The 16,765-nt window shown below is 72.3% G+C and carries 15 protein-coding genes and 1 tRNA gene; 10 read left to right on the top strand and 6 right to left on the bottom strand.

What is annotated here, in order from left to right; translation table 11 throughout:
• The first annotated feature begins 106 nt into the window (after window positions 1-106).
• On the top strand, window positions 107-601 hold the full coding sequence (locus tag ACGF3J_RS00935) for a DUF3830 family protein (RefSeq protein ID WP_122619917.1): 495 nt from the start codon (window positions 107-109) through the stop codon (window positions 599-601).
• 821 nt (window positions 602-1,422) lie between these two features.
• On the opposite strand, the gene ACGF3J_RS00940 is transcribed toward ACGF3J_RS00935, so the two are convergent.
• Window positions 1,423-2,808 carry an amidase gene (locus ACGF3J_RS00940; protein ID WP_161332554.1) on the bottom strand — a complete coding sequence of 462 codons (1,386 nt, stop codon included), beginning with the start codon at window positions 2,806-2,808 and terminating at the stop codon, window positions 1,423-1,425.
• A 23-nt stretch (window positions 2,809-2,831) separates the two neighbouring features.
• Window positions 2,832-3,779 (bottom strand): D-2-hydroxyacid dehydrogenase, encoded by a 948-nt coding sequence (locus ACGF3J_RS00945; protein WP_161332553.1) that lies wholly within the window; start codon window positions 3,777-3,779, stop codon window positions 2,832-2,834.
• 200 nt (window positions 3,780-3,979) lie between these two features.
• Between ACGF3J_RS00945 and ACGF3J_RS00950 the strand changes: the two genes are divergently transcribed.
• The 6 genes from ACGF3J_RS00950 to ACGF3J_RS00975 all read left to right on the top strand — a co-directional run bounded on the left by ACGF3J_RS00950 (window position 3,980) and on the right by ACGF3J_RS00975 (window position 8,789).
• Window positions 3,980-4,825, top strand: coding sequence for a decarboxylase (locus ACGF3J_RS00950; protein ID WP_393853320.1), 846 nt, complete (start codon window positions 3,980-3,982; stop codon window positions 4,823-4,825).
• A complete protein-coding gene (locus ACGF3J_RS00955) occupies window positions 4,822-5,553 on the top strand; it encodes an aspartate/glutamate racemase family protein (protein ID WP_161332551.1) in 732 nt (243 codons plus the stop codon). Before ACGF3J_RS00950 ends, ACGF3J_RS00955 begins: the two co-directional genes overlap by 4 nt.
• A gap of 393 nt (window positions 5,554-5,946) precedes the next feature.
• On the top strand, window positions 5,947-7,506 hold the full coding sequence (locus ACGF3J_RS00960; protein ID WP_393853321.1) for a polysaccharide lyase family 1 protein: 1,560 nt from the start codon (window positions 5,947-5,949) through the stop codon (window positions 7,504-7,506).
• Window positions 7,507-7,668: 162 nt separating this feature from the next.
• Complete coding sequence (locus tag ACGF3J_RS00965; protein ID WP_161332549.1) at window positions 7,669-8,016, top strand: hypothetical protein; 348 nt, start codon at window positions 7,669-7,671, stop codon at window positions 8,014-8,016.
• Between the two features lie 112 nt (window positions 8,017-8,128).
• The gene (locus tag ACGF3J_RS00970; protein ID WP_161332548.1) at window positions 8,129-8,725 is read left to right on the top strand and encodes a bifunctional DNA primase/polymerase; all 597 of its coding nucleotides are present in this window, start codon (window positions 8,129-8,131) and stop codon (window positions 8,723-8,725) included.
• A tRNA-Lys gene (locus ACGF3J_RS00975) sits at window positions 8,716-8,789 on the top strand. Before ACGF3J_RS00970 ends, ACGF3J_RS00975 begins: the two co-directional genes overlap by 10 nt.
• A gap of 105 nt (window positions 8,790-8,894) precedes the next feature.
• Here the strand turns inward: ACGF3J_RS00975 and ACGF3J_RS00980 are convergent.
• Complete coding sequence (locus tag ACGF3J_RS00980) at window positions 8,895-10,100, bottom strand: M6 family metalloprotease domain-containing protein (RefSeq protein WP_161332557.1); 1,206 nt, start codon at window positions 10,098-10,100, stop codon at window positions 8,895-8,897.
• 370 nt (window positions 10,101-10,470) lie between these two features.
• Here ACGF3J_RS00980 and ACGF3J_RS00985 point away from each other — a divergent pair, with 370 nt between their 5' ends.
• Complete coding sequence (locus tag ACGF3J_RS00985; RefSeq protein ID WP_161332547.1) at window positions 10,471-12,351, top strand: EAL domain-containing protein; 1,881 nt, start codon at window positions 10,471-10,473, stop codon at window positions 12,349-12,351.
• On the opposite strand, the gene ACGF3J_RS00990 is transcribed toward ACGF3J_RS00985, so the two are convergent.
• The 3 genes from ACGF3J_RS00990 to ACGF3J_RS01000 form a co-directional block, all read right to left on the bottom strand.
• The gene (locus ACGF3J_RS00990; protein WP_161332546.1) at window positions 12,330-13,436 is read right to left on the bottom strand and encodes an LLM class flavin-dependent oxidoreductase; all 1,107 of its coding nucleotides are present in this window, start codon (window positions 13,434-13,436) and stop codon (window positions 12,330-12,332) included. The two genes, ACGF3J_RS00985 and ACGF3J_RS00990, sit on opposite strands and share 22 nt — an antisense overlap.
• Before the next feature lie 69 nt (window positions 13,437-13,505).
• Entirely contained in the window at window positions 13,506-13,697 is a 192-nt protein-coding gene (locus ACGF3J_RS00995) for a DUF397 domain-containing protein (protein WP_161332545.1), read from the bottom strand.
• Window positions 13,698-13,703: 6 nt separating this feature from the next.
• Window positions 13,704-14,555 (bottom strand): helix-turn-helix transcriptional regulator, encoded by an 852-nt coding sequence (locus ACGF3J_RS01000; protein ID WP_161332544.1) that lies wholly within the window; start codon window positions 14,553-14,555, stop codon window positions 13,704-13,706.
• 213 nt (window positions 14,556-14,768) lie between these two features.
• Between ACGF3J_RS01000 and ACGF3J_RS01005 the strand changes: the two genes are divergently transcribed.
• A complete protein-coding gene (locus tag ACGF3J_RS01005; protein ID WP_161332543.1) occupies window positions 14,769-15,203 on the top strand; it encodes an ATP-binding protein in 435 nt (144 codons plus the stop codon).
• Between the two features lie 148 nt (window positions 15,204-15,351).
• Complete coding sequence (locus ACGF3J_RS01010; protein ID WP_393853322.1) at window positions 15,352-16,740, top strand: MFS transporter; 1,389 nt, start codon at window positions 15,352-15,354, stop codon at window positions 16,738-16,740.
• Window positions 16,741-16,765 lie beyond the last annotated feature (25 nt).

The following is a 16,765-nucleotide window of genomic DNA, read 5'->3' on the forward strand; positions in this document are numbered from 1 at the left end:
GGGCGCGCAGCTACCCGAAGCGTGATGGGTTATGCCGACCGTTTTCAGTCCGATACCTCGGCCCCGCGCCCTTGACCGCGGGGCCGCGGGGCACTGCCATGGAGGCATGGCTGATCGCTACATCGAAGTCTCGCTGGTCAAGCGCGGAATCACCTGCACGGCCCAACTGCTCGACGACCGGGCCCCGATCACCTGCAAGGCCGTCTGGGACGCCCTCCCTCTCGGCAGCGACGTGTATCACGCCAAATACGCGCGTAACGAGATCTACGCCCTCTTCCCGCCCTTCGCGACATCCGAGCCACCACTGGAGAATCCGACGGTAACGCCCATTCCGGGCGACCTGTGCTACTTCGCCTTCGCCGGCGCCGAACTGGGCACCAAGGCGTACGGCTACGACCGGGAGGTCCGCGCGGGCACCACCCTCGTCGACCTCGCCCTGTTCTACGAGCGCAACAACCTCCTGCTCAACGCCGACGTCGGCTGGGTCCCCGGCACCGTCTGGGGCCAGATCGTCGAGGGCCTGCCCGCGATGGCCGAGGCCTGCAACGACCTGTGGCGCACGGGGGCGGCGGGGGAGACCCTCAGCTTCCGCCGCGCGTAGCCTCCGGCGGTGGGGCGGGGAGGGCGGGGCCCGTCGCGGGGTGCCCTGGAGGCCCCCCGGCTGGGTGCCCCTGCCCCGGCGGGGCCCGGTCTCCCGCCGGGGCCCCTGCCCCCCGGCTGGGTGTCTCGGCCTCCCGGCTGGGCGGCCCGGGCCCCCGGCTGGGCGGCCCGGCCTACCGCCAAGGGACCCTGCCCCCTCGCGGTGTCGGTCATCTCGCCTGCGGCGTGGTTCTGCCGTCGGGCGGGATGCCGTGTCTTCGTGGGGCGTTGTGTCATGGCGTGGGCGGGGGCCGTGCGGGCGTGCCGACGCCCCCTGCCGGGCCGGCCGGCCTCGGCCCTCGACGGGCGGGGCGTGGTGGCCGGGGTCGAGCGGGTGCCACGCGTTGCCGGGGCCGGGGTTCCCCTCAGGCCGGGTCCCGCTCGGGCTCGGCGCCGCTCGTGCCGGTCCGCCGCTGCCTGCGGGGCCTGGGATGCGCCGGGCCTGGGTTGCGCCGGGCCGGCCGGTCGCGGCCCTCGACGGGCGGTGCGTGGTGGCCCGGGTCGAGCGGGTGCCACGCGTTGCGGGGGTCGGGGTTCCCCTCAGGCCGGGCCCCGCGCGGGGTGGGCCCCGCTCGGGGTGGGCGCCCCTCATGCCGGTCCGCCGCTGCCTGCCGGGCCCGGGATGCGCCGGGCCTGGGATGCGCCGGGCCTGGGGTGCGCCGGGCCTGGGGTGCGTCGTGCCTGGGGTGCGTCGTGCCTGGACGGCGCCGGGCATGGACGGAGCCGGGCTGGAATCACCCCGGCCCGGGCCCACCCCCCCACCCGGGATTCCCCCGGACGGGACTACGCCGGGTCCGCCCCCTGCAACGCGTGGGCCGCGCGGAGGACCAGGTCGTCGCGGTGGCGGGCGGCGATCAGTTGGAGGCCGATGGGGAGGCCGTCCGCGTCGGTGCCCGCCGGGACCGATGCCGCCGGCTGCTGGGTGAGGTTGAAGGGGTACGTGAAGGGGGTCCACCCCGTCCAGCGTCGGTGGCCGGAACCCTTCGGCACCTCCGCGCCCGCCTCGAACGCCGTGATCGGCAGCGTCGGCGTGACCAGCAGGTCGTACTCCTCGTGGAAGCGGCCCATCCGGCGGCCCAGCTCCATCCGGACGTCCACCGCGGCCAGGTACTCCAGCGCCGAGTACCGGGCGCCCGCCCCGACGATCTCCCGCAGCCCCGGGTCGAGCAGCTCCCGCTGACCCGCCCGCAGATGCTGCACCACGCGGGCCGCCCCGCTGAACCACAGCGTGTGGAAGGCCTCCACCGGGTCCGAGAAGTCGGGGTCCACCTCCGCGACGAACGCGCCCAGTTCCGCCAGCCGCTGCACCCCGCGCCGGACGGCCGTCGCCACCGCCGGGCGCACCGCCACCTGCCCGCCGAGCGAGGGCGAGTACGCCACCCGCAGCCCCCGCACCCCGCCGGCCAGGGCCTCGGTGTACGACCCGGGCGCCGGCCCCAGCGCCGACCAGTCCCGCGCGTCGGGGGCGCCGATGACGTCCAGCAGCAGCGCCGCGTCCGCCGCGTCCCTGGTGATCGGGCCGACGTGCGCGAGGGTGCCGAACGCGCTCGCCGGGTAGAGCGGCACCCGCCCGTACGTCGGTTTCAGGCCGAAGACGCCGCAGAAGGAGGCCGGGATGCGCACGCTCCCGCCGCCGTCCGTGCCGAGCGCCAGCGGCCCCGCCCCGAGCGCCACGGCCGCCGCCGCGCCCCCGCTGGAGCCGCCCGCGGTACGGGCGGGGTCGTGCGGGTTGCGGGTGATGCCGGACAGCGGCGAGTCCGTCACGCCCTTCCAGCCGTACTCGGGCGTGGTCGTCTTGCCGAGGAACACCGCGCCGTGCTCGCGCAGCCGGGCGACGGAGGGCGCGTCCTCGTCCCAGGGGCCGTCCGGCGAGACGGCCAGGGAGCCGCGCAGGGTGGGCTGACCGCGCGTCAGCAGGATGTCCTTCACCGTGACCGGCACCCCGTCCAGGCGCCCGCACGGCTCCCCGCGCCGCCACCGCTCCTCCGCCCGCCGGGCCCGGTCGAGCGCCTCCTCGCCGGTGAGCCGGACGAAGGCGTTCACCTCCGGCTGGATCTGTTCGGCCCGGTCCAGCGCCGCCCGGGTCACCTCGACGGGGCTGAAGACACCCTTGCGATAACCGTCGACGAGCTGTACTGCGGTCAGCTCGGTGAGGTCGAGGTCCGTCATGCACCCTCCCGCTTCCTGGGACGTCAGTGTCCGGGCACGTATCCGCGCTTCTTGTCGACCACGTTCGCCAGCGGCCGGCCCGCCGCCCAGCTCTCGAACAATTCCACGAACTGCGCCCCCAGTTCGTCCCGCCAGCCGACCACGTCCCCGCTCATGTGCGGGGAGATGATCAGGTCGGGGACCCGCCACAGCGGACTCTCCGGAGAGAGCGGCTCCCGGCTCAGCACGTCCAGCGCCGCACCCGCGATCCAGCGCCTGGTCAGCGCCTCGGCCAGGTCGTCCTCCACGACCAGCTGACCCCGCCCCACGTTCACTAACCGGGCGGAGGGCTGCATCACCCCGAACCGCCGGGCGTCGAACATGCCGCGCGTGTCGTCGGTGAGCGGCGCCGCCGCGACCACCCAGTCGGCGCGGGCCAGCAGCCGGTCCAGCTCGTCCGGCCCGTGCACACCGGTGCGAGCGGTGCGGCCGACCAGCGCGGTGGTGATGCCGAGCGCCTTGAGCGTCTGCGCGATCGCCCGCCCGATCGGTCCGGAACCGACCACACAGGCACGCGTTCCGGCCACGCGCATCGACTCGCGGTGCCGCCAGGTCCGCTCACCCTGCAACCGCAGTGTCGTCGGCAGGTCCTTCGCCATCGCCAGGACGAGCGCGGCGACGTACTCGGCGATCGGCTGGTCGAAGACGCCGCGCGCGTTGGTCACCACCGTCCCGGAATCGGCCAGCTCCGGACACATCAGATGGTCCACCCCGGCGCTCGCCGTGTGCACCCAGCGCGGCCGCGGGCCGTCGCCGGGCCACGCCTCGCGCACCGCGTGCGAGCTGAAGTCCCACACGAGCAGCACGTCGGCGTGCGGCAACCGCTCGGCGAGGGACTTCGCGTCGGTGTGCTCGATCCGGGCCCGGCCGGTCAGCCGGCCCAGCCGGGGGAGTGGTTCGGCATCCAGGACGAGAAGCGTGGGCGTGCTCATCGGCAGGCGTGTCTCCGGTACGGGGGAGGTACGGGGAAAACTGCGGCGGTTCGGGTGTTGACGCGGAAGTTAACCGGCTGTTGACCTGGGAGTGACGCGGGCGGATTGACCACGCTCGCACCGCAACCTACCTTCGTCAACACGGCCGTGCGTAACGGTGCGTTGCCCTCTCCTTCCTCAGTGTGAGGCCGGTGCGTGCCATGGACATCTCCTTTCTCGGCGGACCAGCTCCGCAACGCGGGGTCGGCGTGGTCGCCCCGTTCGACTTCGCACTCGATCGCGAGCTGTGGCGATGGGTGCCCGACGAGGTCTCGCTGCACATGACGCGAACCCCTTTCGTGCCCGTCGAGGTCAGTCTGGACCTCGCGCGGATGGTCAGCGAGCACGAAACCCTCGGTGAGGCGGTGCGCACCCTCAACGCCATCGCCCCCGAGGTCGTCGCCTACGCCTGCACCTCGGGCAGTTTCGTCGGCGGCGTCGCCGGCGAACGGGCGATGTGCGAGGCGATGACCTGGGCGGGCGCGGTCCCGTCCGTGACCACCTCCGGCGCGTTGCTGGACGCGCTGGCCGAGTTGGGCGTGCGCCGGCTCGCGCTGGTGACGCCGTACACCGTGTCGGTCACCCGGTCGCTGGAGGCGTACATCGCCGAGGCCGGAGTGACGGTCACGGGCTGCGCCTTCATGGGGCTGACCCGGCACATCTGGAAGGTGCCGTACCGCGACGTGGCCGACATGGCGCGCCAGGCGGTACCCGGCGAGGGCGCGGCGGACGCCCTCTTCATCTCCTGCACGAACCTCCCCACCTACGACGTCATCCCGCAGCTGGAGGCCGAGCTGCGGATCCCGGTGATCTCGGCCAACCAAGTGACGATGTGGGCGGCGCTGCGCCGACTGGGTACCTGTGCCGTGGGGCCGTACCAGACGCTGACCGACCCGTCGGCGCGCACCGGCCCCGCGGTGCCGGGACCGGCCGGCCCCGCAGTGGCGGACATCCCGGGCGTCACGGACGGCCCGGACACCGAACAGCAGCAGGAAGGGTGGACATGACAGCACTGGGGTTCCTGTACCCGGGCCACTCCGGCGAGGACGACTATCCACGCATCGAGCAGCTGCTGGGCAGCGACATCCGGGTGGACCTGGTGCACACGGACATCGGCGAGGACGCGCACCGGGTGGACGCCCTGCTGGAGATGGGCTCTCCGCGGCGGCTCGCGGCCGGCGTCGAGGAGCTGCGGCTGGCCGGGGCCGACGCCGTGGTGTGGGCCTGCACCAGCGGCAGCTTCGTGCACGGCTGGGAGGGCGCGCAGGAACAGGTGCGCGGCCTGGCCCAGACCGCCGGACTGCCGGCCTCGTCGACCTCGTTCGCCTTCGTGCACGCGGTGCGCGAGGTCGGGGCGCGGCGGGTCGCGATCGGCGCGACCTATCCGCAGGACGTGGCACAGCTCTTCGCGGAGTTCCTGGGGGCCGCCGGCATCGAGGTGGTCGCCGTGGTCGGCTCGGGCATCATCACGGCCGCCGAGGTCGGCACCTGGACCGAGGCGGAGGTGCTGGCGCTGGCCCGCGCCGCCGACCGCCCGGACGCGGAGGCGGTGCTCCTGCCGGACACCGCCCTGCACACGGCGGCCCACATCCCGGCCCTGGAGAAGGAGCTGGGCAAGCCGGTCCTGACGGCGAACCAGGTCACCATCTGGGAGGGCCTGCGCCTGGCGGACCGCCGGGTCAACGCCCCGGAACTGGGCGCGCTCTTCACCCGGGAGCCGGTGGTGCAGGCCTGAGGTTCCCGTCAGGGGTCGTGACACGCGAGAACCCCGGTCCCGCTGCTGCGGGGCCGGGGTTCTCCATGGAGCGCTGGGCAGGCCTTGCACCTGCATTTCCTCACGGGAAGTGAGGCGTCTTTCCTTGGACCACCAACGCACTGCCGGTTTTTGGGGGTTGACCCCCGTGATCAGGCAGCTTGAGCGTACCTCAGCTCCGCCCGGGGTGCACATCGACGCCGGTGCGATTCATGTACATGTCTATCGTTCCACTACCTGAAAATACCTGAACCCTTGTCAGGTCTCGGAGCGAACCCTATTCTCACGGCGAGAAAGCGCTTTCCCGACTGTCGTATTGACATGATCACGACAGTTCGTTCGTTCCGGCATGTGAAGACGAAGGGGAGACCGAGGATGAGACGACCCGTCGCGCTGCGACTCCAGGCGGCGCTGGGGACACTGGCCCTCGCCGCCGCGACCGGGGTGGTGCTGGCCATGCCCGAGGCGGCGGCCGCGGCCGGTGGCGCCACCGGCTACGCGACCCAGAACGGCGGCACGACCGGCGGCGCGGGCGGGCAGACGGTCCGGGCCACCACCGGCACCGCGATCCACCAGGCCCTGTGCGGCCGGGCGGACAGCGCCACCCCGATCACCATCGAGGTCGAGGGCACCATCAACCACGGCAACACCAGCAAGGTGTCGGGCGACAGTTGCAGCACGGCGGCCGACAAGATCGAGCTGAAGCAGATCAGCAACGTCACCATCGTCGGGGTCGGCGGCGGCGCCGTCTTCGACCAGCTGGGCATCCACATCCGGGAGTCCAGCAACATCATCATCCAGAACGTGACGGTCCGGAACGTCAAGAAGTCGGGCTCGCCCACGTCCAACGGCGGCGACGCCATCGGCATGGAGAGCGACGTCCGCAACGTCTGGGTCGACCACACCACCCTGGAGGCCTCGGGCGGCGAGTCGGCGGGCTTCGACGGCCTCTTCGACATGAAGGACAACACCCAGTACGTGACCCTGTCCTACAGCGTCCTGCGCAACTCCGGCCGCGGCGGACTGATCGGCTCCAGCGAGAGCGACGTGTCCAACGGGTACGTCACCTTCCACCACAACAAGTACGAGAACATCGACTCCCGCACCCCCCTGCTGCGCGGCGGCACCTCGCACATCTACAACAACCACTACGTGAGCCTCAACGAGTCCGGCATCAACTCCCGGGCCGGCGCCAAGGCCAAGGTGGACAACAACTACTTCGAGGACTCCAAGGACGTCCTCGGCACCTTCTACACCGACCAGGCCGGCTACTGGCAGGTCAGCGGCAACATCTTCGACAACGTGACCTGGTCCGAGCCCGGCGAGGACACCAACCCGGCCGGACCCGACCCGAAGTCCAACACCACGGTCTCGATCCCGTACTCCTACGGCCTGGACGCCGCCTCCTGCGTACCCGCCGTGGTGAGCGCCACGGCGGGCGCGAACAAGGGCCTCAAGGTGTCCGACGGCAGCTGCACGCCGCAGAACCCCGACCCGTCCCCGGACCCCACCGACCCGGACCCGACCGACCCGACCGAGCCCTCCCCGGACCCGACCGACCCGCCGAACGGCACCAACCTCAGCCTCGGGGCCGGCGCCGACGGCTCGTCCAAGGCGAGCGGCACCAGCTACGGCAACGTGCGCGACGGTGACCTGGGTACGTACTGGTCGCCGGCCGGGACGACCGGCTCGGTCTCCGTGAAGTGGTCGTCCCCCACCACGGTCTCCAAGGTCGCCATCCGGGAGGCGGCGGGCTCCGAGGGCGCCATCCGCTCCTACCGGCTGGTCGACCACGGCACCGGAGCCGTGCTGGCCACCGGCAGCGGGGCGGGCGTGATCAGCTTCCCGGCGGTCTCCCTGACGAAGATCACCTTCGAGATCACCGGCGCCTCGGGCACCCCGAAGGTCGCCGAGTTCGAGACGTACGCGGGCTAGCGAGCCGCGTGGTCCCGCCCCGGAGGGCGGGGTGTGTCCGGGCGCCGCGCCGGGCACGCCCCGCCCTCTTGCGCGGGCGCGGGACAATGGACGGTGGCCCACTCCGACGGAGTGCCCCCGCGTGCGGGGGAGGGTCGTCGTGACGTACGAGGAGGAGAAGACATGGCGGAGCCCACGCCGCGTCGGAACGAACCGCGGCTACGCCCCGCGCCCCTGCTCTTCGAGCCGGCGGAGGCGGCCGCCGATCCCGAGCACTTCTTCGACCTCGAGTCGATCGACGACCCCCGGGCGCTGCTGGAGCGCGCCACCGAGCTGACGCAGGCCTTCCGCGCGGCGGCGGACCGCGCGATGGAGTACCAGGCGGTCGCGGCGGCCCAGCTGGCCGACCCGCGACGGTTCGACCGGCTCACCGCCGCGGACATCGCCGAGCGCGCCGAGTGGACCGAGGACTACGCGAAGAAGATGGTGGAGTTCGGACGCGATCTGATGCGCGGCGAGTCGGCGGAGTAGCCCGTTCGCATATGCCAGGAGGGTGGGCAAGATACTCCCTTCCCTGTCGTCCTGTCCCCATTTCCCGCAACCCAGCGGAGCGACTCCCTCACGCCCGGTAGATGTATGCGGCATGAGCAGCACACGCAACGCCACGCCCCACGTCTCGGACGTCACCTCGGACGGTGCCGCCTGGCTGGCCTCGGCGAGCGCGTATCCGCGCAGCACGCTGGCGCTGTGGGAGGACCGGCCCGAGGCCCCGGTCGTCCTGCCCTGCGGTTCCGCCTTCGACGTGGTGAGCGCCCCCGCGATCTTCGGGCGCCGGATGCTGGACCGGATGTGGGACGACGGCCCGGGGTCCGGCCCGGTGGCGGAGTTCCGGGGCCGGATGCTGCTGTTCGCCGCGCCGGGCACCGCCCAGCGGCTGCCCTCGCTCCTCGAATGGGAGGAGTGGAGCGCCCGCGGCAGGGGTGACGGGCGTACGGGCGCGGTGCCGCCGCTGCTGTGTCACGGCGCCGGGGACGCGGTGACCGTGCCGGCCCCCGCGGGCGGGCCCGCCCGTTCCGGTTCGCGGTGGCTGGTGGCGCCGGACACCCGCATGCCGTGGCTGCCGGGCCCGGAAATCCTGCTCTGGGCGGCCGTGCGGGCCGCGCGTTCGGCGGTGCGGATTTCGATTTTTCCCTCCGCCGACCAGGATGCTAAGGTCTACGACGTCAGCAGGCGCCGCTAGCTCAGTTGGTTAGAGCAGCTGACTCTTAATCAGCGGGTCCGGGGTTCGAGTCCCTGGCGGCGCACGTTGGCGATGGCGAGGCATGTTCGCGGAAAGCGCGAACCGCCTCGCCATCGTTGTTTTTGCACGGATTCGCCGCGCTCCGCGGCTCCTCGCGTCGGGGCACCCCTCACCCGGGTGTGATCTGTACGGTCCACGCCCCGGACTCCGAGCGTCCCTCCACCGCCACGTGGACGCCCTCGCCCGGCACCGTGAAGCTCTCGCCCAGGCCCACCGGGGCGTCGGCCAGGGGTGGGTAGACCGAGTCGGCCCAGCAGGACTCGGTCTCCGGATGGGCGTCGATCACCTCGATCGGCCCGCCCCCGGACTCCGCCCCGCTGTGCACCCGGTACACCAGCACCCCCGCCCGGCAGGCGGAGGCGTCGTTGCCGACCGGGGTCCGCACCTCGAAGGCGAGCACGGTGTCCGCGCCCGTGCGCACCACGGCCAGCTTCGTCCCCCGCCCGAGACCGAAGGCCGGCGCCCCGGCCGCGCCGGTCACCATGACCCCCGGCCCCGCCGCCAGCGGCTCCAGGGTCAGCCGGGTCGGGCCGCTGCCCCGCACGCAGGTCACCTGCCGGGGTTCCAGCCAGCCCAGCTTCCACTTGTGCCAGCCGAACAGGTCCGGGGCGAGTCCGAACTGGCTGCCCATCAGGTCCCAGTCGCCGACGTGGGTGTCCCAGTCGCCCTCGCCGTCGAGGGGCCGGTGGTAGAGGTCGGGCAGGTCGAAGACGTGCCCCGTCTCGTGGGCCAGGACCAGCCGGTCCGGCGGATGGTTCTCGAAGACCGTGACGACCCGCCGCAGGGCGGTGCCGTCGGCCCGCATCGGACGCTCCAGGTTGACGACCTTCGTGGCGTCGGAGTCCACGCCGGGCGCGTCCGGGTCCGCGACGAAGTAGACGACGTCGTAGCGGGAGAAGTCGACGTGCCGGTCGGCGGCCCGCAGCGCGTCACGCAGGTAGGCGGCCCGGTGCTCGGGGCTCCAGTCGCGCCGTATGGCGTACGACGTCGACGGGCTCGGCATCGGGATCCAGTTCCGCATCGGGTGCGGGCGCAGGTTGAAGGCGCCGTACGAGGCCTGCTGGAAGAAACGGCTGGTGGCCGGGAAGTGGTCGGCGGTGAGTTCGGCCGGCGACGTCAGCGGCTGGGAGTCGGGGAAGGACAGGAAGATCATCACCGCGTCCAGGGCGCGGGCGGGCCGCGGGTAGGCCGCGTTCCAGGTGTCCAGGCCCTCGGAGTGGTGCACCTCGGTGCGCTCGAGGGCGCAGGGCTCCGGCGAGAACGGCTCGGCGACCGAGGGGGCGGTGATCAGGGAGGTCGCCGCGAGGGCCGACATGGTGGTGCACACCGCCGCCGTGGTGCGCAGGCGTGGCACATGAACCTCCGGGGCGGTCGACGGGACACCGCACCCAGCTTGTGCATGATTGTCGTATTACGCCCTGTTCGCCTGCACCGGATGGGTGAGCCGTCCGCGGCTTCGCCGTCGGCCTCCCGGTCGACACCCCGGCAGCACTCACGGAACGTCACAACTGGTCGGAGGCGCGAAGAACCCGTCCAGGTGTGAGCAGAAACGATCTCTCAGAGTGGCCGCTTGGTCCGGAACGCGGAAAGGCGGCTGGAAGGGTCCGGTGTCAGCCTCTATGATCGGCACACTTTCCTGCACCAACAGAGCACGAACAGAGATCGAGGCACTGCGGGAGCGAGCGGTGAACGGAACCTCCGAAGGGCCGACGTCCGCGGCAGCCCTCGACCGGTCGGCCGTCACGGAGAGTGACCATGACCTGGCTCCTCGTACGGGGCGCGAGAGACCCGCGGCCTATCGCTCGGTGTTCACCGCCGCCCCTCTCGCCATGGCCGTCGTCGACGCCGAGGGCCTGGTCGTCAGCGCCAACGACACCCTCGGCACCCTGCTCGGCAACGACCCGGGCGCGCTGGTGGGTTGCGTGGCGGCCGACCTCGTCGACCTCGCCTCCGACGCCGGTATCTGGCACGCGTACCGCGAGGTGCTGCGCGGCCGGCAGCCCCGGCTGCGCTGCACCCGGCGGCTGAAGCGGGCCGACGGGCACTCCCTGTGGGCGCAGGTGACGGTCGAGCCGCTGGCCGACGCCGGGGACACCCCGGGCCTGCTGCTGTCCGTCGCCGACGTCAGCGCGCGGCGCGAACTCCAGGCGCGGCTGCGCCACCTCCAGATGCACGACCCGGTGACCCGGCTGCCCAACCGCGCCCTGTTCTTCGAGCGGCTGACCGCCGCCCTGGAGGCGGAGACCTACGAGCACGGCGGCACCGGCCGGATCGGTGTCTGCTACCTGGACCTGGACGGCTTCAAGGCCGTCAACGACACCCACGGCCACCGTGTCGGCGACCGCCTGCTGGCCGCCGTGGCCGAGCGGCTGACGCGGTGCGCGGAGGAGGCCGCCGGTACTCGCTCGGGCGGCGCCCCGCTGGTGGCCCGGCTCGGCGGCGACGAGTTCGCCCTGCTCGTGGAGGACTCCACCGGGACCGAACAGGTCGCCGATCTGGCGGAAGCCGTCCTGGCGGCCCTCCAGCCGCCGTTCGAGCTGTCCGAGCGCCGTCTCTCGGTCACCGCCTCGGTCGGCGTCGTCGAACGCCACACCGCCGGTACCACCCCCACCGCCCTGATGCAGGCGGCCGACACGACCCTGTACTGGGCCAAGGCCGACGGCCGGGCCCGCTGGACGCTCTTCGACCCGGAGCGCAACGCCACCCGCATGACCCGTCAGGCGCTCGCGGCCACGCTCCGTCCGGCCATCGAGCGCGGCGAGTTCGCGCTGGAGTACCAGCCGCTGGTCGGCATGGAGGACGGCCGGGTGCGGGGCGTCGAGGCGCTCATCCGCTGGAATCATCCTCAGTTCGGCGTACTGGCGCCGAATCGGTTCATCGCACTGGCGGAGGAGGATGGCTCGATCGTTCCGCTCGGCCGCTGGATCCTGCGCACGGCCTGCCACCAGGCGCGCAGGTGGCAGCTGGCCCACCCGGACGATCCGCCGATCTTCGTCAGCGTCAACGTGGCGGTCCGCCAGGTCTGGGACTCCGACCTGGTGGCGGACGTGGCCCGCACCCTGGAGGAGACGGGCCTCGCCCCGCACCTGCTCCAGCTGGAGCTGACCGAGTCGGCGGTCATGGGCTCGGCGGGCCGCCCGCTCCAGGTTCTCAAGGCGCTCAGCGACATGGGCGTCCACATCGCCATCGACGACTTCGGCACCGGTTACTCGAACCTGGCGTACCTCAGCCGGCTCCCGGTCTCCGTCCTGAAGCTGGACGGCGCCTTCGTGCGGGGCTTCCAGTACGAGGGCGTCGGCGGTGCCGGGTCGGCCGCGACCGCCGAGGGCAACCCGGCCGACGAGGTCATCGTCGAGGCGATGGTCCAGCTCGCCCACCGGCTCGGCCTGACCGTCACCGCCGAGTGCGTGGAGACCTCCGACCAGGCGACCCGCCTGCGCCGCATCGGCTGCGACACCGGTCAGGGCTGGCTGTACTCCCGACCGGTGGCACCGGACCGCATCTCCGCGCTGCTGGGCTCCGCCGGGCCCGGCGCGGCCGGGGTTCAGGCGGCCGGCAAACCGTAGGCGTCGGCGATCAGCTCGTAGGAACGCAGACGCACGTCGCCGCCGTGGGCGTTGGCGGTGAGCATCAGTTCGTCGGCGCCGGTGCGCTTGCGCAGGTCGTCCAGGCCGGTCCGCACCTCGTCGGCGGTGCCGTGGATGACGTTGGCGTTCCAGGACCGCACGAACTCCTCCTCCATCGGGCTGAAGTCGTACGCCTCGGCCTCCTCGGGCGTCGGCACGAGCCCCGGCCGGCCCGTGCGCAGCCGCACCATGTTCAGCGCGGCCGCCTGCACCTGGCGGCGGGCCTCCTTCTCGTCGTCGGTCGCGAGCGCGGAGACGCCGATGAGCGCGTAGGGCGCGTCCAGGACGGCGGACGGCCGGAAGGAGTCCCGGTACAGGTCGAGGGCCGGGACGGTGTTCTGCGCGGAGAAGTGGTGCGCGAAGGCGAACGGCAGCCCGAGGGTGCCGGCCAGCCGCGCGCTGAACCCGGAGGAGCCGAGCAGCCACACCGGCGGCCGGTGGGCCGACTGCACGCCCCCGGGCGAGGTGGCCTGCACGGGCCCCGGCACGGCGTGGATACGCCCGTACGGATGCCCGTCGGGGAAGTCGTCGTCCAGGAACCGGATCAGCTCGGCGAGCTGCTGCGGGAAGTCGTCGGCGCCTTCGTTCAGCCGGTCCGTGCGACGCAGGGCGGCGGCGGTGGCCCCGTCCGTGCCGGGGGCGCGGCCGAGGCCGAGATCGACGCGGCCGGGGGCCATGGCCTCCAGCGTGCCGAACTGCTCCGCGATGACGAGGGGGGCGTGGTTCGGCAGCATGACGCCGCCCGAGCCGAGCCGGATGCGGTCCGTGTGGGCGGCGAGGTGGGCCAGGATCACCGCGGGGGAGGAGGAGGCGACGCCGGGCATGGAGTGGTGCTCGGCGACCCAGTACCGGTGGAAACCGCGCCGCTCGGCCAGGCGCGCGATGTCCACGCTGGTCCGCAGGGCGTCGGTGGCGGTCCGTCCGGCGCCGACGGTCACCAGGTCCAGCACGGAGAGGGGGACGGGGGCGGTGCCCTGGGCGGTGCCCCGGATCTCCTCGGCGGCGTCTGCGGCGTCTGCGGGCATGGCGGGGTGCCTCCTGTTGCGTGTGGCGTGGCGGGGTCGCTCGGCGACGTAACAGGAGGGGGTCTCCGGTTATTCCCGGGCGGGCTTCCGGAGGGTGTCGAGGAAGGCGGCGAAGGAGGCGGCGGGGAAGGTGAGTACGGCGCGGTCGGGCGCCTTGGAGTCGCGGACGGCTATCCGAGGGGGACGGGGGGCCACCTCCACGCAGGCGTTGCCTTCACCCCCGCCGGAGTGGGACGACTTCTTCCATGCGCCGGGGGTCATCAGGTCTCACAGCTCCTTCGCCAGCTCATGGATGAAGTCACGGGAACGCTCCGGCTCGAACGCCACTTCTCCCACCCTACGGAAAAGTGTTCGAAAGTGACCCAGTTGGGCTTCCGCGTCGACGAAAAGGGTGCCGTGAGGCGCGTCGCGTACAACGGTGTCCAGCTTGGGGACGGGTCCACCCGCGTACACCATGGCGCTGCCGGCTCCGGCGAAGCCGTCCACCGAGAAGGGGATGACGCGCACGGTGACGTGGTCGGACGCGGAGAGATCCAGGACGTGGGCGAGCTGTGCTCTCGCCTGGATGTCGTTGCCGACCTTGATCCGCAGGGCCGCTTCATGGATGACCGCCTCGTACGGGATCGGCCGCGACCGTTCGATGATGACCCTGCGCTTCCTGCGGTGCTCCACCCAGCGCTCGATCTCGTCCGCCGAGAACTGCGGGTTCACGTAGGAGAAGAGGGAGCGGGCGTAGTCATCGGTCTGAAGCAGCCCCGGGATGTGCAGGAAATCCACGTCCCACCGGAGGGAGGAGTGGTGCTCCAACTCCGAGAGGTCCAAGAACGAGTTCGGCAGTGATCCCCGGTACTCCTCCCACCAGCCGCGCGTGCGGTCCGTCGCCATCGCGGCCAGAGCCGAGACCAACTCGTCGTCCGTGCAGGCGTAATGCGCGGCGAGTCGCCTCAGGCGTTCCTCGCTCACGCCCGCGATCCCGGACTCGATCTGGCTGATCTGGACGGAGTTCACGCCCAGTAGGCTGGCCGCCTCGGTGGCCTTGAGGCCCGCGGCTTCCCGCATCTTTCGTAGTTCAGACCCCAGGCGCTCCTGGCGCGCGGTGGGCGTACGTCTGGGCGGCACAGCTTCCTCCTCGCTCAACGAACGCCCGTGGTTGGCTCGTTCGCGGCAAGATTACGCGATCGGCTTGCTGAGTAATAAATATATGCCCTACCGTCAGTGACGCGAAGTGAGCAACGTGCAACGCATGGTGCTGGAAGCGCACCGCTCCGTCATGCCGTGACGGACGCGGCATGACACCGCACCGCCTCCACCCTCCCCGTCACAGGAGCCGACATGCCCGAAAACGATCCGTGGGAGTACTCCCTCTACATCCCGAACGACCCCCGCGCAGTCACCGTCTGCCGCCGTACCCTCCGGCTGATCCTGACGATGCACGGCCTGATCCGCCTGGTCGACCTCGCCGAACTGCTGGCGACGGAGCTGGTCTCCAACGCCGTACGGCACACCAAGGGGCCCGCCGCCCTCCGGGTGCGCTGGTCCGGGACCGGAGTCCTCCGCCTCGGCGCCTGGGACGCGGATCCCTCGCCGCCGGAGCCGCCGCAGCCCTTCGACCGGGCCCTGGACCGTGAGGACGGGCGGGGGCTGGCGATGGTGCGGGCCTGCGCGGACGTGTGGGGTTGGCAGCCGCTGGCCCGCGAGGGCAACCGGGGCAAGTACGTCTGGTGCGAGCTGGGTACGGCCGCTGCTCGCGAGGCGCGGACGGCGTGAGGGGCACGGCGGCATCCCGGCGGAATCGCCGGACACCGGGGCCGGGTGATCCGGTCCGCCGCCCCGAGGGTGGTAGGTGTCGGCCATGGACCGAGCAGACACGGCAGTCGGCGATGGCGGGCGAGGGCGGCGGCGAGGTGCGACGGCCGTGCTGCTCGCCGCCACGTTCATGGGAATCCTCGACGTACTGATCGTCAACGTCGCCGCCCCCTCCATTCAGCGCGATCTGAACGCGGGGTTCGCCGATCTCCAGCTTGTCATCAGCGGGTATGTGCTGGCGTACGCCGTCGCCCTGACCACCGGAGGGCGGCTGGGCGGCACGTACGGGCACAAGCGGGTGTTCGTGACGGGCCTGGTGGCGTTCGTGGTGATGTCGACGGCGTGCGCGGCGGCGCCGACGGCCGGGGCGCTCATCCTGCTGCGCATCGGGCAGGGGCTGGCGGCCGCTCTGATGCTGCCTCAGGTGCTGGCGCTGATCCAGACCGTCTTCTCGCCGCAGGAACGGCCCCGCGCCCTGGCGCTGTACGGGGCGACGTTGGGGATGGGGGCGATCGCGGGGCAGATTCTCGGCGGGCTGCTGCTCGAACTCGACGTGTTCGGCCTGGGCTGGCGTTCCGTCTTCCTGGTCAACGTGCCGATCGGGCTGGTCGCGGCGGCGTGTGCTGCCGCCCTGCTCCCCGAGTCACGGCCCGGGGACCGGCACGAACTCGACATTCCCGGGCTGCTGTTGACCGCGATCGCCATGACCCTGCTCATCTATCCGCTCATCCGGGGCCAGGCGGGCGGGTGGCCGCCGTGGATCTGGGCGATGTTCGGCGGCTCGGCGCTGGCGCTGGCCGCGCTGTGGCGGGTGGAGCAGCGAAGTGCCCGTTCGGGAGGTATGCCGCTCGTGCGGCCCTCCCTTCTGCGCAAGCGCGGATTCAGTCTGGGACTGGCCGTCGTCGTCTTCTTCTACAGCGGCAACTACGGGCTGTTCCTGCTGCTCGCCTACGTCTTCCAGGACGGGCTGCACCTGTCGCCGCTCGGTTCGGGCATCGCGTTCCTGCCGCTCGGCGTCGGGTTCGCCGGTGCCTCGATGGTGGGCCGGAGACTGGTGGCGCGGTACGGGAAGGCCGTGCTCGTCGCCGGAGCCGGAGCCATGGCGGTCGGATACCTCGTCCTCATCGTCACTCTGCTGCCCGGCCCCGCACCGGACCCGCCCCTCGCCGCGCTCACCATGGCTCCGGCGCTGCTCGTCGCCGGTGCGGGCGGCGGACTGGTGGCGGCACCGCTGGTCGGCAGCATCCTCGCAACCGTTCCCGCGGAGGACGCCGGTGCGGGCTCCGCCATCCTGCTCACCGTCAACCAGGCCGCCATCTCGCTGGGGGTGGCCGTGTTCGGCACGCTCTTCGTCGCCCTGCTCGGCGCCGACCCGCAGGAGACGGCGGCTTCCCTGTCGGCCACCGACTTCACGCGGGCGCTGATCGACTGCTCGTGGCTGCTGGGGGCCCTGGCTGCGGTCACTGGCCTGCTGATCCGGCGGCTGCCGCGGCGGTAGGAGGAGACGCCGGCGTGCCGCTCGG

It is taken from the genome of Streptomyces sp. NPDC048171, assembly GCF_043202655.1.
In the GTDB taxonomy this organism is placed as follows: domain Bacteria; phylum Actinomycetota; class Actinomycetes; order Streptomycetales; family Streptomycetaceae; genus Streptomyces.